Source organism: Mycobacterium colombiense, assembly GCF_001672755.1.
Taxonomy (GTDB): Bacteria; Actinomycetota; Actinomycetes; order Mycobacteriales; family Mycobacteriaceae; genus Mycobacterium; species Mycobacterium colombiense_C.
The window spans coordinates 124,974-145,624 of the sequence record NZ_LZKI01000189.1 but is presented as its reverse complement, the minus strand read 5'-3'; the positions used below and the strand labels follow the sequence as shown (position 1 = coordinate 145,624).

21 protein-coding genes and 1 pseudogene are annotated in these 20,651 nt (G+C 67.7%); 8 read left to right on the top strand and 14 right to left on the bottom strand.

What is annotated here, in order from left to right; all coding sequences use genetic code 11:
- A pseudogene (locus A5708_RS24525) lies at positions 1-368 on the top strand (resuscitation-promoting factor RpfA); the annotation flags it as partial.
- A gap of 105 nt (positions 369-473) precedes the next feature.
- Here A5708_RS24525 and A5708_RS24520 read toward each other — a convergent pair.
- The 4 genes from A5708_RS24520 to A5708_RS24505 are packed head-to-tail and all read right to left on the bottom strand — an operon-like array spanning position 474 to position 2,111.
- Positions 474-899 (bottom strand): molybdenum cofactor biosynthesis protein MoaE, encoded by a 426-nt coding sequence (locus tag A5708_RS24520; RefSeq protein ID WP_065031094.1) that lies wholly within the window; start codon positions 897-899, stop codon positions 474-476.
- Entirely contained in the window at positions 896-1,378 is a 483-nt protein-coding gene (locus A5708_RS24515) for a MogA/MoaB family molybdenum cofactor biosynthesis protein (protein WP_065031103.1), read from the bottom strand. The genes A5708_RS24520 and A5708_RS24515 overlap by 4 nt, the downstream gene beginning before the upstream one ends.
- The gene (gene moaC / locus A5708_RS24510) at positions 1,375-1,902 is read right to left on the bottom strand and encodes a cyclic pyranopterin monophosphate synthase MoaC (RefSeq protein ID WP_081293077.1); all 528 of its coding nucleotides are present in this window, start codon (positions 1,900-1,902) and stop codon (positions 1,375-1,377) included. The genes A5708_RS24515 and moaC overlap by 4 nt, the downstream gene beginning before the upstream one ends.
- Before the next feature lie 8 nt (positions 1,903-1,910).
- On the bottom strand, positions 1,911-2,111 hold the full coding sequence (locus tag A5708_RS24505) for a hypothetical protein (protein WP_174320979.1): 201 nt from the start codon (positions 2,109-2,111) through the stop codon (positions 1,911-1,913).
- Positions 2,112-2,263: 152 nt separating this feature from the next.
- On the opposite strand from A5708_RS24505, the gene A5708_RS24500 reads away from it, so the two are divergent.
- Together A5708_RS24500 and A5708_RS24495 are read left to right on the top strand one after the other, a co-directional pair.
- A complete protein-coding gene (locus A5708_RS24500; RefSeq protein ID WP_065031092.1) occupies positions 2,264-4,522 on the top strand; it encodes a helicase-associated domain-containing protein in 2,259 nt (752 codons plus the stop codon).
- Positions 4,523-4,568: 46 nt separating this feature from the next.
- Positions 4,569-6,218: a DNA repair helicase XPB gene (locus tag A5708_RS24495; RefSeq protein ID WP_065031091.1), complete on the top strand. Its 1,650-nt coding sequence runs from the start codon at positions 4,569-4,571 to the stop codon at positions 6,216-6,218.
- Positions 6,219-6,234: 16 nt separating this feature from the next.
- On the opposite strand, the gene A5708_RS24490 is transcribed toward A5708_RS24495, so the two are convergent.
- Together A5708_RS24490 and A5708_RS24485 are read right to left on the bottom strand one after the other, a co-directional pair.
- Complete coding sequence (locus tag A5708_RS24490) at positions 6,235-7,380, bottom strand: thiolase family protein (RefSeq protein ID WP_065031090.1); 1,146 nt, start codon at positions 7,378-7,380, stop codon at positions 6,235-6,237.
- 83 nt (positions 7,381-7,463) lie between these two features.
- The gene (locus A5708_RS24485) at positions 7,464-7,877 is read right to left on the bottom strand and encodes a Zn-ribbon domain-containing OB-fold protein (protein ID WP_044488751.1); all 414 of its coding nucleotides are present in this window, start codon (positions 7,875-7,877) and stop codon (positions 7,464-7,466) included.
- Between the two features lie 150 nt (positions 7,878-8,027).
- Here A5708_RS24485 and A5708_RS24480 point away from each other — a divergent pair, with 150 nt between their 5' ends.
- Positions 8,028-8,321 carry a putative quinol monooxygenase gene (locus A5708_RS24480; protein WP_065031089.1) on the top strand — a complete coding sequence of 98 codons (294 nt, stop codon included), beginning with the start codon at positions 8,028-8,030 and terminating at the stop codon, positions 8,319-8,321.
- Here A5708_RS24480 and A5708_RS24475 read toward each other — a convergent pair.
- Together A5708_RS24475 and A5708_RS24470 are read right to left on the bottom strand one after the other, a co-directional pair.
- Positions 8,318-9,301 carry an LLM class F420-dependent oxidoreductase gene (locus tag A5708_RS24475; RefSeq protein WP_065031088.1) on the bottom strand — a complete coding sequence of 328 codons (984 nt, stop codon included), beginning with the start codon at positions 9,299-9,301 and terminating at the stop codon, positions 8,318-8,320. The genes A5708_RS24480 and A5708_RS24475 overlap by 4 nt on opposite strands.
- Before the next feature lie 21 nt (positions 9,302-9,322).
- On the bottom strand, positions 9,323-9,859 hold the full coding sequence (locus tag A5708_RS24470; RefSeq protein ID WP_065031087.1) for a TetR/AcrR family transcriptional regulator: 537 nt from the start codon (positions 9,857-9,859) through the stop codon (positions 9,323-9,325).
- Between the two features lie 76 nt (positions 9,860-9,935).
- Here A5708_RS24470 and A5708_RS24465 point away from each other — a divergent pair, with 76 nt between their 5' ends.
- From A5708_RS24465 to A5708_RS24455, 3 genes are read left to right on the top strand one after another with little or no spacing between them, the layout of a single operon-like run.
- Positions 9,936-11,144 carry an FAD-dependent monooxygenase gene (locus A5708_RS24465; protein WP_065031102.1) on the top strand — a complete coding sequence of 403 codons (1,209 nt, stop codon included), beginning with the start codon at positions 9,936-9,938 and terminating at the stop codon, positions 11,142-11,144.
- Between the two features lie 60 nt (positions 11,145-11,204).
- Complete coding sequence (locus tag A5708_RS24460) at positions 11,205-12,065, top strand: LLM class F420-dependent oxidoreductase (protein WP_065031086.1); 861 nt, start codon at positions 11,205-11,207, stop codon at positions 12,063-12,065.
- A 26-nt stretch (positions 12,066-12,091) separates the two neighbouring features.
- On the top strand, positions 12,092-12,694 hold the full coding sequence (locus A5708_RS24455; RefSeq protein WP_065031085.1) for a class I SAM-dependent methyltransferase: 603 nt from the start codon (positions 12,092-12,094) through the stop codon (positions 12,692-12,694).
- A 53-nt stretch (positions 12,695-12,747) separates the two neighbouring features.
- On the opposite strand, the gene A5708_RS24450 is transcribed toward A5708_RS24455, so the two are convergent.
- The 3 genes from A5708_RS24450 to A5708_RS24440 form a co-directional block, all read right to left on the bottom strand.
- Positions 12,748-13,530, bottom strand: coding sequence for an enoyl-CoA hydratase/isomerase family protein (locus A5708_RS24450; protein ID WP_065031084.1), 783 nt, complete (start codon positions 13,528-13,530; stop codon positions 12,748-12,750).
- Positions 13,531-13,726: 196 nt separating this feature from the next.
- Positions 13,727-15,871 carry a 3-hydroxyacyl-CoA dehydrogenase NAD-binding domain-containing protein gene (locus A5708_RS24445; RefSeq protein WP_065031083.1) on the bottom strand — a complete coding sequence of 715 codons (2,145 nt, stop codon included), beginning with the start codon at positions 15,869-15,871 and terminating at the stop codon, positions 13,727-13,729.
- A 4-nt stretch (positions 15,872-15,875) separates the two neighbouring features.
- Positions 15,876-17,087 carry an acetyl-CoA C-acetyltransferase gene (locus A5708_RS24440; RefSeq protein WP_065031082.1) on the bottom strand — a complete coding sequence of 404 codons (1,212 nt, stop codon included), beginning with the start codon at positions 17,085-17,087 and terminating at the stop codon, positions 15,876-15,878.
- Between the two features lie 280 nt (positions 17,088-17,367).
- Between A5708_RS24440 and A5708_RS24435 the strand changes: the two genes are divergently transcribed.
- Positions 17,368-18,549, top strand: a complete 1,182-nt coding sequence (locus A5708_RS24435; RefSeq protein WP_065031081.1) for a pyridoxal phosphate-dependent aminotransferase — start codon at positions 17,368-17,370, stop codon at positions 18,547-18,549.
- On the opposite strand, the gene A5708_RS24430 is transcribed toward A5708_RS24435, so the two are convergent.
- The 3 genes from A5708_RS24430 to A5708_RS24420 form a co-directional block, all read right to left on the bottom strand.
- Complete coding sequence (locus tag A5708_RS24430; protein ID WP_081293076.1) at positions 18,542-18,997, bottom strand: SRPBCC family protein; 456 nt, start codon at positions 18,995-18,997, stop codon at positions 18,542-18,544. The two genes, A5708_RS24435 and A5708_RS24430, sit on opposite strands and share 8 nt — an antisense overlap.
- A gap of 63 nt (positions 18,998-19,060) precedes the next feature.
- Positions 19,061-19,513 (bottom strand): SRPBCC family protein, encoded by a 453-nt coding sequence (locus A5708_RS24425; RefSeq protein ID WP_081293075.1) that lies wholly within the window; start codon positions 19,511-19,513, stop codon positions 19,061-19,063.
- Positions 19,514-19,571: 58 nt separating this feature from the next.
- Positions 19,572-20,651, bottom strand: coding sequence for a CaiB/BaiF CoA transferase family protein (locus A5708_RS24420; protein WP_065031078.1), 1,080 nt, complete (start codon positions 20,649-20,651; stop codon positions 19,572-19,574).

Sequence of the window (20,651 nt, the reverse complement as noted above, 5' to 3'; positions counted from 1 at the left end):
CGCCCCCACCCCGCGCCGCCCCCCCCCCCGCCCCCCCCCCCCGGCGCGGCGCTCGCCGGCGTCGTCCGCCGCCCCCGCCGGATCTGCCGCCCGCTCCCCCGGCCGACGTCCCACCCGCGCCGCCGGTGGACCTGCCGCCGGCACCGCCGGCCGATGTCCCGCCTCCGGCCGACGCGATGCCGCCCGCACCCCCAGCGGATGCACCGCCCGTCGTGGACACCGACTTCCACGGTTTCGTACCGGCCGGCATGCCGCAGCATGTTTCCGAGGCCGGCTACACCCAGCAACTGTGGGACGCCATCCGGGCCCAGGACGTTCAGGGCAACGACGCGCTGGACGCTCTCGCTCAGCCGTCGCCCAGCGCCTGACCCCGCCACACTCCCCGCACGCCCCGAAAACCCTCCTATTCGGGGCGTGTCGGGCACGGCGCACCATTACGGGTGGTCGACTGTAAGGCCGACGTGTCTACGGCGTCAGGCCGAGCCCACCCACTCCTCGGTGCCGTCGGCGAAGAATTGGTGCTTCCACACCGGTAGCCGTGCCTTAATGGTGTCCACCAGGTGCGCACAGGTGGCGAACGCCGCCTGCCGGTGGTCGGCGGCGACGGCCGCCACCAGCGCCGCCTCTCCGATGCGCAGCGCGCCGATCCGGTGACTGGCGGCGACGGCACGCACCCCGCTGGACTGGTCGGCCACCTCGGCCACCACATCGGCGATGACCTGCTCGGCCGACGGGTGCGCCGAATACTCCAGGCGCACCACCCGCCGTCCGCCGTCGTGGTCGCGGATCATGCCGACGAACCCGACGATGGCCCCCGCCGACTGGTGGCCCACCAATTCCTCGTGCTCGGCCAGTGAAATCGGGTGCTCGGTCATGGCGGCGCGCACGACGAGCGTCATCGCTGGTGATCTTTACCGGCGAGCTGGTCGAGCGCGTGGTCGAGCACACCGGCGAGCACGCCGAGGCCGTCGCGCACCCCTCCGGGCGAACCCGGCAGGTTGACGATCAAGGTCTGGCCGGCCACACCGCACACGCCGCGCGACAGCACCGACGTCGGCACCTTGGGCAGGCCCGACTGGCGGATCGCTTCCGCCAGCCCCGGGACCATGTAGTCGACGACGGCCACGGTCTGGTCCGGTGTGCTGTCGCTGGGCGAGATGCCGGTGCCACCGGAGGTGATGATGACGTCGACCTCGGCGTCGATCGCGGTGCGCAGCGCGTCGCCGACCGGCGGCCCGTCGGCGACCACCTCCGGCTGCACGTCCGAAAAGCCCCGCTCTGCCAGCCATTCGGCGATGATCGGGCCGCAGCGGTCGTCGTACACGCCCGACGACGCGCGGGTCGAGGCGATGATGACGCGGGCTGAACGGGAACTCATGGGCGCGCCCACCTTCCGGTTTTGCCGCCTTCCTTGCGCAGCACTCGAGTGTCGTCGATTCGTGCGGCCGGGTCTACCGCCTTGATCATGTCGTAGAGCGTCAGGCTCGCGACGCTGACAGCGGTCAGCGCTTCCATCTCCACCCCCGTGCGGTCGGTGCTTCGCACCGTTGCGATGATCTCGATCTCAGACTCGCCCACGGTGAAGTCGATGTCGACCCCCGTGAGGGCTAGTTGATGACAAAGCGGAATGAGGTCGCTGGTGCGCTTCGCGGCCTGGATGCCGGCTATCCGCGCGGTGGCCAGCGCATCGCCCTTGGGCAGGCCGCCGGTCGAGATCAGCCCCACCACGTGCGCCGTCGTGCGCAGGACGCCGCCGGCGACCGCGGTCCGCTTGGTGGCCACCTTCTCGCTGACGTCGACCATGTGCGCCGCCCCGTGGTCGTCCAGGTGTGACAGGGTGCCCGAACCGGAGTCTGACGCCCGGCTCGCCGAGGCTTCGGAGGCCTCAGAGGCCCTAGCCATCTGGCGGCCTACCGATTGACGACGGTGACCGGGTGCAGGTAGGGCAGATCGGTAGAGGGCAGCGGGAACACCAGCTCGCCGAAGGGGGACAGCGCACCCGTGCGATCGGTCACGAGCTCACTGACCGCATGGTCGTCAGGGTCCGTCGTCGGCCAGCCGTTGTCGACATACTTGGTCTTGCGGGCTTTGCCCTCAGCAGTGTCAGCCACGAGGTCCATTCTTACAGGTGGCCGCACAGCATGTGGCGCAAGACCGGGGTTGGCAGACGCACGGCCCTCGCCGCCGATGCTCAACGCCGTGGTGAGGCGATCAGTCGCCGAGCTCTGCTCGGTACCCGCGGCCTGCTTTACGCTGGTCAGCAATGACCGACAACACCCCGGATATCCCGCTGGGGTCTTGGCTGGCCGAGTTATCCGATGAGCGGCTGATCCGACTGTTGGAATTGCGGCCGGACCTCGCCCAGCCGCCACCCGGCAGCATCGCCGCACTGGCCGCGCGCGCCCAGGCCCGCCAGTCGATCAAGGCCGGCACCGACGACCTCGACTTCCTGCGCCTGGCCGTTCTCGACGCGCTGCTGGTGCTGCAGGCCGACGCGGAGCCGGTGCCGACCACGAAGCTGCTGGCGCTGATCGATGACCGCGCCCCCGAATCCGACGTCCTCGACGCGGTCGACGACCTCCGGCACCGCGCCCTGGTCTGGGGCGAGGCCGCGCTGCGGGTGGCCGCCGACGCCGCAACGGGACTGCCGTGGCATCCGGGGCAGGTCATCCTCGAGGACACCTCGCGCAGCGCCGAAGAGATAGCCGGCCTGATCGACGACCTCGACGAGCCGCAGCTCGACGTGTTGGAGAAGCTTCTCGAGGGCTCCCCGATGGGCCGCACCCGCGACGCCGCGCCCGGCGCGCCCGCCGACCGGCCGGTGCCCCAGCTGCTGGCCATGGGGCTGCTGCGGCGCATCGACGCCGAGACGGTGATCCTGCCTCGCCACGTCGGACAGGTGCTGCGCGGCGAGCAGCCCGGCCCAGAGCAGCTGACCGCACCCGACCCGGTGGTGTCGACCACCACGACCGACGACGCCGACGCGGCGGCCGCCGGGGCCGTCATCGACTTGCTGCACGAGATCGACGTCCTGCTTGAAACACTTTCCACCGCACCGGTTTCCGAGCTGCGCAGCGGCGGCCTCGGGATTCGTGACGTCAAGCGGCTGAGCAAGGTGACCGGCATCGAGGAGCCGCGGCTGGGCTTGATCCTCGAAGTCGCGGCCGCGGCCGGATTGATCGCCAGCGGCATGCCCGACCCCGAGCCGGTCACCGGCGAGGCGCCGTACTGGGCGCCGACCGTCGCCACCGACCGGTACGCCGCGATGTCGGCCGCCGAGCGCTGGCAGCTGTTGGCGAGCAGTTGGCTCGACCTTCCCGGCCGCCCGGCGCTGATCGGCAGCCGCGGGCCCGACGCCAAGCCGTACGGGGCCCTCACCGACGGGCTGTACTCCACGGCCGCACCGCTGGATCGCCGACTGCTGCTCGGCATGCTGTCCGAGCTGTCCCCCGGCGCCGGCGTCGACGCGGCGGCGGCGTCCGCGGCGCTGATCTGGCGGCGTCCGCGCTGGGCGAAGCGGCTGCAACCCGGACCCGTCGCGGACTTGCTCGCGGAGAGCAACGCCCTGGGCCTGGTGGGCCGCGGGGCGATCAGCACGCCCGGCCGCGCATTGCTGGACGACAACGGGGATCCGCAGGTCCCGATCGACGCGATGAACAAGGCCCTGCCCAAGCCGGTCGACCACTTCCTGGTGCAGGCGGACCTGACCGTGGTCGTGCCCGGGCCGTTGGAACGCGACCTGGCCGAGCAACTCGCCGTCGTTGCCACCGTCGAATCGGCCGGTACGGCGATGGTGTACCGCGTCAGCGAGCAGACGATCCGGCACGCACTCGATGTCGGCAAGACGCGTGACTGGATGCATTCCCTGTTCGCCAATCATTCCAAAACGCCTGTGCCCCAAGGGCTTACCTATCTCATCGACGATGTCGCGCGCCGGCATGGGCAGCTGCGGATCGGCATGGCCGCGTCGTTCGTGCGCTGCGAGGACCCCGCGCTGCTGGCACAGGCCGTGGCCGCGCCGGCGACCGAAGAGGTGCAGTTGCGGGCGCTGGCGCCGACGGTAGCGGTGTCGCCGGCGCCCATCGGCGAGGTGCTCGTCGCGTTGCGCGCCGCGGGCTTCGCTCCGGCGGCCGAGGATTCCTCCGGCGCCATCGTCGACGTGCGTCCGCGCGGCGCCAGGGTGGCCACACCCCAGCAGCGCCGCCCGTATCGCCCGGTCCGGCGTCCCAACAGCGAAAGCCTCAACGCGGTGGTGGCGGTGCTGCGCAAGGTGACCGCCGCACCGTTCGGCAACATCCGCGTCGACCCCGCCGTCACCATGACCCAGCTGCAGCGCGCGGCCAAGGAACAAGACACCCTGGTGATCGGTTATCTGGATGCGGCGGGCGTGGCCACCCAGCGGGTGGTGTCGCCGATCACCATCAAGGGCGGTCAGCTGGTCGCCTTTGACTCCGCGTCCGGGCGGCTGCGTGAGTTCGCCATCCACCGCATCACGTCGGTCGTGTCGGCCACCGCCGGATAATGGGTGGCATGCCCGTAAGCGCAGATGAGGAGGAGTGGCGCTGACTATGTCTGACGGACCGTTGATCGTGCAGTCGGATAAGACGGTGCTGCTCGAGGTGGACCACGAGCAAGCCGGCGCGGCGCGCGCCGCCATCGCGCCGTTCGCCGAGCTGGAGCGCGCGCCCGAGCACGTGCACACCTACCGCATCACGCCGCTGGCGCTGTGGAACGCCCGCGCCGCCGGTCATGACGCCGAGCAGGTGGTCGATGCGCTGGTGAGCTTCTCGCGCTACGCGGTGCCCCAGCCCCTGCTGGTCGACATCGTCGACACGATGGCCCGCTACGGGCGCCTGCAGCTGGTGAAGAACCCCGCGCACGGCCTGACGCTGGTGAGTCTGGATCGCGCGGTGCTCGAAGAGGTGCTGCGCAACAAGAAGATCGCCCCGATGCTCGGCTCCCGCATCGACGACGACACCGTCATCGTCCACCCCAGCGAGCGCGGCCGCGTCAAGCAGATGTTGCTCAAAATCGGTTGGCCCGCAGAGGATCTCGCGGGCTACGTGGACGGCGAAGCGCATCCGATCAGCCTGGCCGAGGACGGCTGGCACCTGCGCGACTATCAGCAGATGGCCACCGATTCGTTCTGGTCCGGCGGCTCCGGGGTGGTGGTGCTGCCGTGCGGGGCCGGCAAGACCCTCGTGGGTGCGGCCGCCATGGCGAAAGCCGGTGCGACGACGCTGATTCTGGTCACCAATATCGTCGCGGCGCGGCAATGGAAGCGCGAGCTGATCGCCCGCACGTCGCTCACCGAGGAAGAGATCGGCGAATACTCCGGCGAACGCAAAGAGATTCGGCCGGTCACTATTTCGACGTATCAGATGATCACGCGGCGCACCAAGGGCGAGTACCGGCACCTGGAACTCTTCGACAGCCGGGACTGGGGGCTGATCATCTACGACGAGGTCCACCTGTTGCCGGCACCGGTGTTTCGGATGACCGCCGATCTGCAGTCCAAGCGGCGCCTGGGCCTGACCGCCACGCTGGTCCGCGAGGACGGCCGCGAGGGCGACGTGTTCTCGCTGATCGGCCCGAAACGCTATGACGCGCCCTGGAAGGACATCGAGGCGCAGGGGTGGATCGCGCCGGCCGAATGCGTCGAGGTGCGGGTCACCATGACAGACAACGAGCGGATGCTGTACGCCACCTCCGAGCCCGAAGAACGGTACAAGCTGTGCTCGACGGTGCACACCAAAATCGCTGTGGTCAGATCGATCCTGGCGAAGCATCCGGGTGAGCAGACGCTGGTGATCGGCGCCTACCTCGATCAGCTCGACGAACTCGGCGCCGAGCTCAACGCCCCGGTGATCCAGGGGTCGACTCGAACCAAGGAACGCGAAGAGCTGTTCGACGCGTTCCGGCGCGGCGAGTTGTCCACCCTGGTGGTGTCCAAGGTGGCGAACTTCTCCATCGACCTGCCGGAAGCCTCTGTGGCAGTCCAGGTTTCGGGAACGTTCGGCTCACGCCAGGAGGAGGCGCAACGGCTTGGCCGGCTGCTGCGGCCCAAGTCCGATGGTGGGGGCGCCATCTTCTATTCCGTGGTGGCGCGCGACAGCCTGGACGCCGAGTACGCCGCGCACCGGCAGCGTTTCTTGGCCGAGCAGGGCTACGGCTACATCATCCGCGACGCGGACGACCTGCTGGGTCCCGCGATTTAGCCTGGAGCTCAGCCGATTAGCGCGACAGGATGGTCGCCGATGCGGTGCCGGGCGCGCCGTACACCTGCGCCAGCCCGACGCGCGGGTTGCCGGGCACCTGACGCTCCCCCGCCTCGCCGCGCAACTGCCGCACCAATTCGTGCATCTGCCGCAGCCCCGACGCGCCGATCGGCTCGCCGTTCGCGATCAGGCCGCCGTCGGTGTTGACCGGCATCGAGCCGTGGATCTCGGTGGCGCCGTCAGCCAGCAGCTTCTCCTGCTCGCCGTCCGCGCACAGACCGGTCTCGGCCATGTGGATCACCTCGGCGCCGGCGTCGGTGTCCTGCAGCTGCGCGACGTCAACGTCCTCCGGGCCGATGCCGGCCGCCTCGTAGGCGGCCTTGGCCGCGTACACCGTCGGTGACGCGTCCTCGTCCAGCGGCGCCGACGTGGCGTGCACCTCGTAGGCACCGAAGCGCCGGGTCCGAATTTCGCAGGCGCGCACGTAAATAGGCTTGTCGGTGAACTTCTCGGCCAGATCCGCGCGACACATGATGACCGCGGCGGCCCCCTCGTCGGGTGCGCAGAACATGTACTGCGTCAACGGGTAGTTCAGCGCGGGCGAGTTGAGGATCTCCTCGACGGAGATCTCGTTGCGCCGGAAGGCATTCGGGTTCAGTGCACCGTTGCGGAAGTTCTTGTTGGCCACCCGCGCCAGCGTCTCCTGCGAGATGTTGTGGTCGTGGATGTACTTGTTGGCCTTCATCCCGAAGAACTTGGTGGTGACGAACTGGCCGTTGTTGGCGTACCACTGGGGCAGCGCCAGCTTGGCGGGGTCGTCGGTGAAGGCGCCGCGCGGGTGCTTGTCGAGGCCGATCGCGATGCCGATGTCGTACTTGCCCAGCCGGATGGTGTCGGCGGTCTGCTGAATGGCGCTGGCCGACGTGGCGCAGGCGTTGAACACGTTGGTGAACGTGATGCCGGTCAGCCCGACCAGGCGCGTCACCGCGTCGGGGTTGGAGACCTCGTAGCTGCCACCGAAGCCGAACTGGATGTCCTTCCACGCCACGCCGGCGTCTTTGAGCGCGAGCTGGACGGCCTCGGCGCCCATCTGCATCGCGGTCTTCTCGAACCGGCCGAACGGGTGCAGGCCCACGCCGATGATGGCGACGTCGTTGGTCATCTCAAATCCTCCTGGCTATATGGTGGCGACCCGCTTCGCCCGGCTCCGCCGCCCTCGCGATCGCCACGGGTCCGTCAGACCAGCTAGACCGGCTGGAAAGCGAAGGTGATGATTTCGGCGCCCTCGTCGTCGGTCGCGAAAGGCACCATGGTGAGTTCGACTTCCTGGCCGAACTGCAGCTTGGCCGGGTCGTTCTCAGTCAATCGGCCTTCGACGCGGATGACGTCCCCGAGCTGGACCAACCCCACGCCGAACGGCACGAAGTCCTTACCGGTCGGGCCGGCATAGGGGGCTCCGGGCGGGAAGCCCTGGGTCGTCCACGCCACCAGCGTCCCGCGCCGCGGCAACAGCACGTCGGACATCTCGGCCGCGCTGCATCGCGGGCACCATTGTTGCACCGGGAAGGTGGTGGCCGCACAGCTGCCGCATCGGCTGCCGATCAGCTGCGGGCTCTCATCGGGCCAGGTAGAGATCTCGGGGGCTAGTGCCTTCTGCATCGAGGGATCCTCCTGGATCGTCCACAATCCGCCAACAGAATATTGCTCACTGAACCGTATAACAGCTTTCCGAAAAGTGGAAACCGCATTCTCATCTGCGGGAGGAAGGCCAGCCTCCGGCCGCCCCGGGCGCGGAGATAAGTTGGGCCCATGACGGTCACGGTGATACTCGAGCTCAGATTCAAGCCCGACGAGGTCGCTGCGGGGCGCGAGCTGATGGGCCGGGCGCTGCAGGACACCCGGGCGTTCGACGGCAATGTCCGCACCGACGTCCTTGTCGATGAGGACGACGAAGCGCACTGGCTCATCTACGAGTTGTGGGAGACGGTCGAAAACGACGAGGCGTACCGCGCGTTTCGCGCCGGCGAGGGCAAGCTGACCCAGCTTCCTCCGCTGCTGGCCGCGCCACCGGCCAAGACCAGGTACATCACCAGCGACGTCTAGCTCAGCGCGGGAATCACTTCGCGTTCGAACAGCTCGATGCCGGAGCGGTCATAGGCGGCCTCGGGGAAGTAGCAGATCGCGTACTCGCACCCGAGGTCGCGCACCTTGGTGATCCGCTCGATGACTTGTTCCGTTGTGCCCGTTGCCCCCTCTGAACCGCCGGAGAGCATGGCATCCGCCGCCGCCTCGGGGACGTAGCGGGACATGCGGTCGCGTATCCGCCGCTGCCGGTCTTTGACGTCGGCCTCTGAGGTGCCGATGATGGCGCTGAAGTTGGCCGAGCGCACAATGGCGTCGAAGTCGGTGCCCACCTCCCGACAGTGCTCCGCCAGCACATCCGATTTGTGTCTGAACGCCTCGAGCTCCGGTGTGAAGTTCGTGTATTGCGCGTACTGCGCGGCGATGCGCAACGTCACCTTCTCGCCGCCGCCGGCAATCCATAGCGGAATACCCCTGTCCTGCAACGGTTTCGGTTCAACGATCGCGCCATCGACCTGATAATGCTTGCCGTTCAAGCTGACCTTGCCGTCGCGCCACGCATCGCGCATGATCTGCACGCCTTCGTCCAGCCGGCCCAATCGCACACCTGCCGAGGGGAACCCGTAACCGTAAGCGCGCCATTCATGTTCGTACCAGCCGCCGCCGATGCCCATCTGGATGCGGCCACCGGAGATGATGTCGGCCGTCGCGGCCACCTTGGCGAGGTAGACGGGGTTGCGGTAGCTCATCGCCGTGCACATCTGGCCGAGTTTGATCCGCGACGTGGTTGCCGCGTACGCCGCCATGAGCGACCACGCTTCATGCGTGGCCTCGCCGGTCGGCATCGGCACGGTGTGGAAGTGGTCGTAGACCCACAGCGAGTCCCACGCACCGTTGTCGGCGTAGGTGGCCAGGTCGCGCATCACCGCCCAGTGCTTTTCGGGTTCGATGTCAACCAGATCCATCCGCCAGCCCTGCGGAATGAAGAGTCCAAAGCGCATACCGGGACTGTAGCCCGTTCCTTAGCCGCCCAGCGCGTCGAGCGCGGCCGCCACCGACTTCTCCCGCAACTCCCCGTGGGGTGCATCGGGAAACTGCACGCAGCAGTCCTGCAGGCCGCCGAACGCGACCACCGCCCGAGTGGACTGCGCGAGCGTCGGCTTCTTGCCGAAGACCAGCCTGGCCAACCGCTCCCGCCACGCCAGCACGGTGTCGATCAGGTCGAGGTCGATCAGCGTGGACAGCTCGGTCAACAGCAGCACCAGATCTCGCCGGTGCCGGTAGTGGAAGTCAAAATAGCCCTCCAGCAGCTCGCGCGCATCGTTGTGGCGGCGGCCTTCATGGTCGGCGACGAACCGTTCGCCCTCGTCGATCAGCGGCACCAGGATGCTGCGCACCAGGTCTTCGCGTGACGGAAAGTGGTAGTACAGCGCAGGTTTGGTGATGCCTAGTTCATTTGCGATGTCCTGCAGGCTGGTGCGCTGCACGCCCCGCTGCAAGAACAGCTCGCGGGCCACCTCCTGGATGCGCTCACGGGTGTCCGATCGGGGCCTGCTCATCCCACGAGTTTATCTGACTTACCGATAGGTAAGTGGGATGTTATGCTTACCGAACGTTAAGTAAGTGGAGGTGATCATGCGGATACTCATCTCTGGGGCCAGCATCGCCGGCCCGGTCCTGGCGTACTGGCTGACGCGGTACGGCTTCGATGTCACGGTCGTGGAGCGCGCGCCGACACTGCGCAAAACCGGCGGCCATGCCGTCGACTTGTTCCGTCCCGCAATGGAAATCTCGGAAAAGATGGGGGTCTTGCCACGCATCGAGGCGCTCACCACCGAAACCGACCGCCTGACAATGCATCGCGAAGGCAACGCGAGGCCCATCGAGGTCGACCTGACCAAGATCTATGGCGTCGCCTCCGACCGGCACGTGGAGATCATGCGCGACGACCTCAGCGAGATCTACTACGACGCCGCCCGCGACGACGTCGAGTACCTGTTCGGTGACTCGATCACCGCGATCGAGCACGACGGCACCGTGACATTCGAGCACGCGCCGACACGCGCGTTCGACGTCATCGTCGGCGCCGACGGGCTGCACTCCAATGTCCGGCACCTGACGTTCGGCGACGAAGCCGACCTGACCCGGTTCCTCGGCGGTTATCTGGCGGTGGTGTCGGCGCCCAAAACCCTGGCCGCCACCAACGAGATGATCGGCCACATAGGTGTGGGTCGGCTGGCGGCTGTCTACACCGCGGAGCATTTGGACGACGCGAGGGTGGTCTTCATGTTTCGCAGTAAAGAGGAGCTGGACTACGACCACCGAGACTTGTTGCGGCAGAAGGAATTACTTCGCGAGGCGTTCACCGGGATGCACGACCAGGTGGACAACTGGCTGGGCGAAATCGACCGGACGCCCACCTTCTACTTCGATGCGATCAGTCAACTGCGCCTGGACCGATGGTCGCGCCGCCGGGTCACCCTGGTCGGCGACGCCGGATACTGCCCGGGACCCGCGGTGGGCGGCAGCACCAGCCTCGCCGTCCTGGGTGCCTATGTGCTGGCCGGCGAACTCGCCGAGGCAGATGGCGACCACCTTCGCGCCTTCGCCGCCTACGAACTGCAGATGAGCGAATCGGTGCATCGCAGTCGGACTTTCGCCCGTGGCGCCGCCAAGGGAATCATCCCGGGCTCCCGAGCCGGAGTCTGGGCGCTGAGCCGGGGGGTCCAACTGGTCTCCCTTATGCCGGGGTCGCTGTCCCGATCTCTGGCCAGGCTCAACACCAAGGGCATCCGGATGCACGATTCGATGCCGGTTCCCGACTACACCAAAAGCGACGTCTGACAGCATGTCCTGTAGAGCCGCGGCCCCGAGCAGTCGCGCGCCACGAAGGGAAGGCCGCACATGGAGCTGACCGGTGTTGGAATCTGGAGCAGTCAACTGCGCTACGGCGATCCGGCCGAATCTGCCGAGGCCGCAGCAGAACTCGACGAACTGGGGTTTCCGGCGCTGTGGATACCCGACGTCGGTGGGCCGGTGTTCGACGCGGTGGGGCATCTGCTCGCCGCGACAAGGCGGACCGTGATCGCCACGGGAATCCTGAACCTGTGGATGCATTCGCCCGCCGATGTCGCCGAATCCTATGCGACGCTTACCGCCGAGCACGGTGACCGCTTCCTGCTCGGAATCGGGGTCAGCCACGCCCCGCTGATCGATGCCGGCCAACCCGGGCGATACCGCAAGCCGCTCGCGGCAACGGCATCTTTCCTGGACGGCTTGGATGCCGCGCCGCGGCCGGTTCCCACCGAACGCCGGGTGCTTGCCGCGTTGGGCCCCAAGATGCTGACGCTGTCGGCCACCCGCGCCGGTGGCGCCCATCCGTACCTTGTGAGCCCTGTACACACCGCCGCCGCCCGTACGATTTTGGGCCGGGGCCCGTTGTTGCTGCCGGAACAGACGGTGATCCTGACCGACAGCGCCGACGAGGCCCGCCAGATCGGAACCGATTGGCTGCGGGCGTATTTGGCCTTGCCCAACTACGCGAACAACCTGCTGCGCAGCGGCTTCTCCGAAGACGACCTGTCACAGGTGAGCGATCGGCTGTTCAACGCGATCATCGCATGGGGTGATGAGGAGGCTGTCATGCGCCGCGTCGCCGAGCATCGTTCCGCGGGCGCCGACCACGTCTGTGTCCAGGTGCTGCGGGCCGATCCTCGAGCATTCCCGCGTGAGGAATGGCGACGCATCGCCGCAGCCTCCAGGTAACCGGTCGCACGGGACTAGGGTGGGCTATGGCCTCCAAACAAACGCTGTTTCGGATCTTTTACCGCATCGGGTTCACCCCATGGGACGGTCACCCGCTCGCGCAGAGCCTGCGGGAACTGATCGAGGGGACGCGCGACGCCGCCGCGCTGCCCGTCGGGTCGGCCCTGGAGGTCGGTTGCGGTACCGGTGACTGCTCCATCTATCTCGCCCAACACGGCTGGAGAGTCACCGCAGTCGACTTCGTGGCCAAGCCACTCGAGCGGGCGCGTGCCAAGGCCGCCGCGGCCGGCGCCACGGTCGAGTTCGTCCAGGCCGACGTCACGCAGCTGAGCCGGGCCGGCATCGGCGCGAACTTCGAGTTGATCGCCGACAACGGGTGCCTGCACAACATGAGCGATGCCGACCGCGTCGCCTACGTCCGGGAGATCAGCGCCCTGGCGGCACCGGGCGCGCGGCTGCTGATCGTCGCGTTCCCTCCCGGAGGACGGTTTGGCGTGCGGGGCGTCGACCCCGAGGAGATGGAACGCCGGTTCATCCCCGCGTGGAGGTTGTTGGCCGCCGACGACGAGCGCGAACTGGACCGCGAGCTGACCCCGACCCGTTACTACCTTTTCCAGCGGAACCCTTGAGCGCCGCCGCAACGTGTTGCATACAGGCACGCGGTTGACGGCGCGCGGATTTGTCAGGCAAACCGTGGCGCGCGTTTGGCGAGGAATGCTTCGATGCCCTCACGGCCATCCGCACCGGCCGCGCACGCCGCGATCAGCCTGCCCTCGATCTCCATCTGCTCTTCGAGGCCGTTACCGAACGAGGTCAACAGCAGCTTCTTCACGGCCGACCCCGAGTCCGTTGCGCCAGCAGCTATTTCGGTAGCCAGCGCGTCGGTGCGAGCGACGAGGTCGGCGTCCGGGACAACCTCGGTGATCAGACCCCAGTCCAAGGCCTCACGAGCCGACAAACGTCGGTTGGTCAGCATCAGATCCTGGGTTCGGCGAACTCCGATCAACCGGGGCAGGAAGTACGACGAGCTGCCGTCGGGGCTGAGCCCCGCCTTGGTGTAGGCCATGGTGAACGATGCGGATTCGGCAGCCAGTACGAGATCGCCCGTCATCGCGAGGCTGAATCCAGCGCCTGCGGCCACTCCGTTGACGGCGGTGATCAGCACCGCATCCATCCGCGCGAAGGTCGAGATCGCACGGTGCAGATCGTCGGCGATCCCCTTGACGAAGGGACCCGGGCCCAGCGGCGACGACGCCATCGCCTTGAGATCCCCACCAGCGCAGAAGAATCGGCCGGCGGCGGTCAACACCACCACCTTGGTGCCGGCGGCATCGCACAGTCGTGCTACATCAGCCAATTCGCGGGTCATGGCATCGTTCATGCCGTTGGCGTCGGCCGGACGGTTCAACACGATGCGCGCAATCGAGCCAGCTTGGTCGAAGTCCAACGTCGCATATTCGGTCATGGGGGTCACACTATCCGGCCGTTTGCGCGGAGCCCGACGCGCCACGGATTTTCCAGTGCCGGGACACATCGACTGCGTGACGACACCGCATAGCGCGGCGGTTCACGTCTCGGCGTCGGCGTCGCGCCCGTTAGTCGCACCAAACGCGAAAGCCCCCGAAACCTCGTTGTTTCGGGGGCTTTCGCGCTCGTAGTGCTTAGCTCAGCGACGCCGGCGGCAGGAAGCGGTCGCCGTACTTGGCGGCCAGCTCCTTGGCCCGGGCCACGAACGCTTCCTTGCCGATACCGTGCTTACCCTCGTAACCGACGATGAACTGCGCGCTACCACCGGTGTACGGCGGGAAGCCGATGCCCATGATCGACCCGATGTTGGCGTCGGCGGTCGACGTCAGCACGCCCTCGTCCAGACACTTCTGCGTCTCGAGTGCCTCGGCGAACAGCATGCGATCGATCATGTCCTGCAACGGAATCTCCGCGCTGCCCGACTTGAACGTCTCGCGCAGGCCCGGCCACAGCCGGGTCCGCTTGCCGTCGACGTACTCGTAGAAGCCCGCGCCCTTCAGCCGCGACGGGCGTTCGAGCTCGATCATCTTCTCGACGACGGCCTCGGCCGGGTGCGGCTCGTAGGTGCCGCCCGCCTCTTCGACGCCCTTGCGGGTGGCCGTCGCGATCTTGTGCATCAGCTCCAGGTTGAGCTCGTCGGACAGCTGCAGCGGCGGGGCCGGGTAGCCGGCCTGCGACCCGGCGTGCTCGACGCTGGCCGGCTCCACGCCCTCGCCCAACATCGCCAGCGCCTCGTTGACGAACGTGCCGATGACGCGGCTGGTGAAGAAGCCGCGGCTGTCGTTGACGACGATCGGGGTCTTGCCGATGGCCAGCGTGTAGTCGAACACGCGGGCCAGCGCCTCGTCAGAGGTCTTCTCGCCCTTGATGATTTCCACCAGCGGCATCTTGTCGACCGGCGAGAAGAAGTGGATCCCGATGAAGTCCTCTTGGCGCTTCACGCCGGTCGCCAGACCGGTGATCGGCAGCGTCGAGGTGTTGGACCCGAGCAGCGCGTTGGGCTCGACGACGTCCTCGATCTCCTGGAACACCTTGTGCTTGAGTTCCTGGTTCTCGAACACGGCCTCGATCACGAAGTCGACGCCCTTGAGGTCGGCCGGGTCGGCGGCCGGCGTGATCCGGTCCAGCAGCGCCTTGCTCTTCTCCTCGGTGGTCTTGCCACGCTGAAGTGCTTTGGCCTCAAGCTTTTCCGAGTAGCCCTTGCCCTTCTGGGCGGCCTCGAGGCTGACGTCCTTGAGCACCACCTCGTACCCGGCCTTGGCCGAGACATAGGCGATACCGGCGCCCATCATGCCCGCGCCCAGCACACCGATCTTGTTGATCTTGACCGGCTCGATGCCGTCCGGACGCGAACCACCGCCGTTGATGTGCTGCAGGTCCAGGAAGAACGCCTGGATCATGTTCTTGGCGACCTGGCCGGTGACCAACTGGGTGAAATAGCGGCTCTCGATGCGGCTGGCGGTGTCGAAGTCCACCTGCGCGCCCTCGACGGCCGCGTCCAGGATGGCCCGCGGCGCCGGCATCGGCGCGCCCTTGAGCTGCTTCTTGAGCAGCGCCGGGAACGACGGCAGGATGCCGGCCAGCGCGGGGCTGGACGGGGTGCCGCCGGGCATCTTGTAACCCTTTTTGTCCCAAGGCTGTTCGTGCGAGTCGGGGTTGGCCTTGATCCACGCCTTTGCGGCGGGCACCAGTTCCTCGACCGAGCCGACGATTTCGTCGACCAGGCCCATCTCCTTGGCCTTGTCGGCCTTGAACCGGGTGCCCTGGGACAGGATGTTCATGAACGCGTTCTGGATGCCGAACATCCGCACGGTGCGGGTCACGCCGCCCCCGCCGGGCAGCAGGCCCAGCGTGACCTCGGGCAGGCCGACGACCAGACCCTTGACGTCCGCGGCGATGCGGTGGTGACAGGCGAGCGCGATCTCCAGACCGCCGCCGAGCGCGGCGCCGTTGATGGCCGCGACGACCGGCTTGCCGAGGGTCTCCAGCGCACGCAGGTCACGCTTGACCGACTCGACGGTGTCGAACGCCTCGCCGGCGTTCTCCGGGCCGAGCTTGATCATGCCCTTCAGGTCACCGCCGGCGAAGAAGGTCTTCTTCGCACTGGTGATGACCACGCCGGTGATCGAATCCTTCTCAGCGGCAAGGCGTTCCACAGCGTTGTGCATCGACTCGCTGTAGTGTTCGTTCATCACGTTGGCCGACCCGGTGGGGTCGTCCAGGGTCAGCGTGACGATGCCGTCGGCATCCTTGTCCCACTGAATGGTGTTCTCTGCCATGGTCTTAAACCCTCTCGATGATGGTGGCGACACCCATGCCGCCGCCGATGCACAGCGTGATCAGGGCGCGACGCGCGTTGCGGCGCTCGAGCTCGTCGACCATGGTGCCGGTGATCATGGCGCCGGTGGCGCCCAGCGGGTGGCCCATCGCGATGGCGCCACCGTTGACGTTGAGCTTCTCGTCCGGGATGTTGAGGTCCTTCTGGAACTTCAGCACCACCGACGCGAACGCCTCGTTGAGCTCGAACAGATCGATGTCGTCGATCGTCATGCCCGCGCGGTCGAGCACCTTGCGGGTGGCCGGAGTCGGTCCGGTGAGCATGATGACCGGGTCGGAGCCGCTGGTGGCGGTGGCCACGATGCGCGCCCGCGGGGTCAGCCCCTGCGACTCGCCTGCGGCTTCCGAGCCGACCAGCACCAGCGCGGCGCCGTCGACGATGCCGGAGCTGTTGCCGCCGGTGTGCACGTGGTTGATCTTCTCGACGTAGTGGTACTTGGTCAGCGCCACGTCGTCGAAGCCGCCCATCTCGCCGATGCCGTCGAATGCGGTCTTCAGCTTGCCCAGGCCCTCCAGGGTGGTGTCGGGCCGCATGTGCTCGTCGTGGTCGAGGATGATGAGGCCGTTCTGGTCGCGCACCGGCACGACGGACTTGGCGAAGTAGCCGCCCGACCACGCCGCGGCCGCCTTCTCCTGCGAGCGCAGCGCGTAGCGGTCGACGTCCTCACGGGAGAAGCCCTCGATGGTGGCGATCAGGTCGGCGCCGATGCCCTGGGGCACGAAGCCGATCTGATAGTTGGTCTCGGGGTCGGTCGCCCAGGCGCCGCCGTCGGAACCCATCGGGACGCGGCTCATCGACTCGACACCGCCGGCCAGCACCAGGTCGTCCCAGCCGGAGCGCACCTTCTGCGCGGCAGTGTTGACGGCCTCCAGGCCGGAGGCGCAGAACCGGTTGAGCTGCACGCCGCCGGTGGTCTCGGGCAGGCCCGCGGCCAGCACCGCGGTGCGGGCGATGTCGCCGCCCTGGTCACCGACCGGGGACACGACGCCCAGGATCATGTCGCTGATCAGGCTCTCGTCCAGGTCGGGGAAACGCCGACGGAGCTCGTCAACCAGGCCGACGACCAGATTGAGCGGCTTTACCTCGTTCAGCGAACCGTTGCGCTGCTTGCCCCGCGGGGTGCGGATGGCCTCATAAATAAAAGCTTCTTCGGACATTCGACTTCCTGTTCTCCGAATTGGATTCGAACCCGTCTTCAAGACTAGGTCCCGCGCCAGCCTAACAGGGGCCCCGGCCAACCTGTTGGTTGGGCAAGACCGCGCAGCTCAGGGACGCCTTGTGACGGGCACCACTAGCCAGCTCGGCGGGACGGGCGGCCACCGCGGGCCAGCGTGAAATCACCTTCCCGCTCGCCGACGAGTGTGCACCTCACTTCACATTCGGCGAGGCGAGACGTCGGGCGTTCGGCGTGGCACGCCCCGCCTAAGCTCGACCACCATGACGGTGTCGCGACTGCGTCCCTACGCGACGACGGTGTTCGCCGAGATGTCGGCGCTGGCCGCGCGGATCGGAGCGGTGAACCTCGGCCAGGGGTTCCCCGACGAGGACGGGCCCCCGGCGATGCTGAAGGCCGCCCAGGAGGCCATCGCCGACGGCGTCAACCAATATCCGCCGGGCATCGGCATCGCACCGCTGCGCCACGCCATCGCCGCCCAGCGGCGGCGCCGCTACGGCATCGAATACGACCCCGACACCGAGGTGCTGGTGACGGTCGGGGCGACCGAGGCCATCGCGTCGGCGGTGATCGGCCTCATCGAACCCGGCTCCGAGGTCCTGCTCATCGAGCCGTTCTACGACTCCTACTCGCCGGTGGTGGCGATGGCCTCCGCGCAGCGGGTGGCCGTGCCGCTGGTCCCCCATGGCCGCGGCTTCGCCCTGGACGCCGATGCGCTGCGCCGGGCGGTGACGCCACGGACCCGCGCGCTGATCGTCAACTCCCCACACAACCCGACCGGCACCGTGCTGAGCGCCGAGGAGCTCGAGGCCATCGCCGAGGTCGCGATCGCGGCCGACCTGTTGGTGATCACCGACGAGGTCTACGAGCACCTGGTGTTCGACGGGCGGCGACATGTGCCGCTGGCCGGCTTCGACGGCATGGCCGAGCGCACGATCACCATCTCCAGCGCGGCCAAGATGTTCAACTGCACCGGCTGGAAGATCGGATGGGCCTGCGGCCCAGCACAACTCATCGCCGGCATGCGCGCCGCCAAGCAGTATCTGAGCTACGTCGGCGGTGCGCCGTTCCAGCCGGCGGTGGCCCTGGCGCTGGAGACCGAGGACGCGTGGGTGGCCGGCCTGCGCGCCACTCTGCAGGCCAGACGCGACCGGCTGGCGGCCGGGCTGATCGACGTCGGGTTCGAGGTGCACGACAGCGCCGGCACGTACTTCCTGTGCGCCGATCCACGTCCGCTGGGCTACGACGACAGCAGTGCGTTCTGCGCGGGGCTACCGGAAAAGGTTGGGGTGGCCGCGATTCCGATGTCGGCTTTCTGCGACCCGGACACCACGAAGGGCCCGGCCGACGTGTGGAATCACTTGGTGCGCTTCACCTTCTGCAAGCGTGACGACACCCTCGACGAGGCGATCAAGCGACTGGCCGCCTTACGCGCCGCTAGTTAGCCGGGCCGAAACCCTCCAGTCCCATCACCCGCCTGCGCAGACCCTCCAGCGCGGCCTGAAGGATTTTCTTGCGGGCCCGGGCGACCCAGAACTCCGGCAGGGGCGCCCACGGCTCCACGGTAATGGTGAACCGCACCCTGGTCTTGTCGTCGCCCAGCCGGCTCAGGTTGTACTCACCGTGCTGGCCGTGTTGCTGCACCGTCTTGTCGGCGTCCCACACCATCCAGTCCGGACCCCAGTGATACTCCAGTAATTCGGTGTCGTGGATGCCGGTCACCGAGATCGTGACCTTCACATGGTGCGGTCGCCCGTCGGAATGCTTGTCCACGACCTCGACCCGCTTGTGCACCGACGACCATGACGGCACCGCGTCCATGTCGGCGAGCGCCTCCATGATGAGTTCCGGAGGCGCGTCAATGACGATTTCCGACGATGCTTGTACAGCCACCGCCTACAAGTTAACAACAGCGCCGCCGCCGGCGAAGGCTAAAACTGCAGACAGCGCCGACTATCAGGACTCAGCCGGACGATTGCCGCGTTTCACCAATTCGCACAATCCCTTTACCGCGGCGTCGAGAACACCCTCGGCCGCCCGCCGCACGATGAACGCGGGCATGGGCCGGCCGGGCTCGACGGTGATGTCGAAACGCACCCGGGTCTGGTCGATCCCTTCGGGTTTGAGGGTGTACTCGACGTGCTGCCCATGCTGCTGGGAGGTTCCCTTCGCGTCGTAGACAACCCAATCGGGGCCCCAGTGGTATTCCAGGACCTCCTTATCGACCAGCCCGAGAATCTTGATGGTGGTTTTGACGTGGTGCGGCCGGCCGTTGGGATACCGGTCGACCACTTCGATGTGTTTGTGCAGCGGCGACCACGATGACAGGACGCCGACATCTGTCAGCGCTTCCATGACCACTTCTGGCGGCGCGTTGACGACAAATTCCCGTGATGCTTTTACGGCCACTGAGGATCAACTTAGCAACGCCGGCCCTGCCGCGGACCGGTTCGCCGTAAACAGTTTCCTACCAGTTGATTTCGCTGAGCGGCGTGGTCGCCGCCGGGGGCGGTCCGACCGGTCCGGCCGGGGTCCGGGAAAACCGTGGGGCGGGTGCCGCCTGGTCGGCGCCATGGGCGGTGATCACCGTGGACCGCGCCCGCAGATGCTCATCGGCGGCGGCCTCGCTCCACGTCAGCACCGGGGTGACGCAGGCGTCGGTGCCCGCGAAGGCGTGTGCCCATTCGTCGCGGGTCCGGCTGGCGAATCGTTGGGTGAAGACCTCGCGCATCCGCGGGTAGGCGGCCCTGTCGTGTTGGGCGGGCACGTCGTCGGGTGCCAGGCCGAGCCCGGCGAGCAACGCCGCGAAGAACTGTGGCTCGATGGCGCCGACGGCGACGTATTGTCCGTCGGCGGTCTCGTAGCAGCCGTAGAACGGCGCGCCGCCGTCGAGCAGAAACGATTCGCGCCGGTCCCGCAGTGCGCCAGTGGACTTCATGGTCCACATCATCTGGGCCAGCAGGCTGACCCCGTCGACCATCGCCGCGTCGATCACCTGCCCCGTGCCCGAGCGTTCCCGTTCGTACAGGGCGACCGCGATGCCGATCACCACCAGCATCGACCCGCCGCCGAAGTCGGCGACCAGGTTCAGCGGCGGCATCGGTGGCCGGTCGGCGTAGCCCAGCGCCGACAGCGCACCGGTCTGGGACAGGTAGTTGATGTCGTGACCGGCGGTCGGCGCCAGCGGCCCGTCCTGTCCCCACCCGGTCATCCGCGCGTAGATCAGCCGCGGGTTTCGAGCCGCGCAGTCGTCCGGCCCGATGCCGAGCCGCTCGCAGGTGCCGGGCCGGAAGCAGTCCAGCAGCACGTCGGCCTTGCCGGCCAGCTCCAGCAGCGTGTGCGGCTGCGCCTTGACGTCCAGGTCGACGATCCGCTTGCCGCGGTGCAGCAGATCGCGGTCTTCGGCCGGCATCGTCAGCCCGCCTGGACGCCGCACCCGCACCACGTCGGCACCCAGATCGGCGAGCAGCATCCCCGCGTGCGGCCCCGGTCCGATGCCGCCGAGTTCGATGACTCGCACCCCGGCCAGCGGCCCGCCACCGCTCAC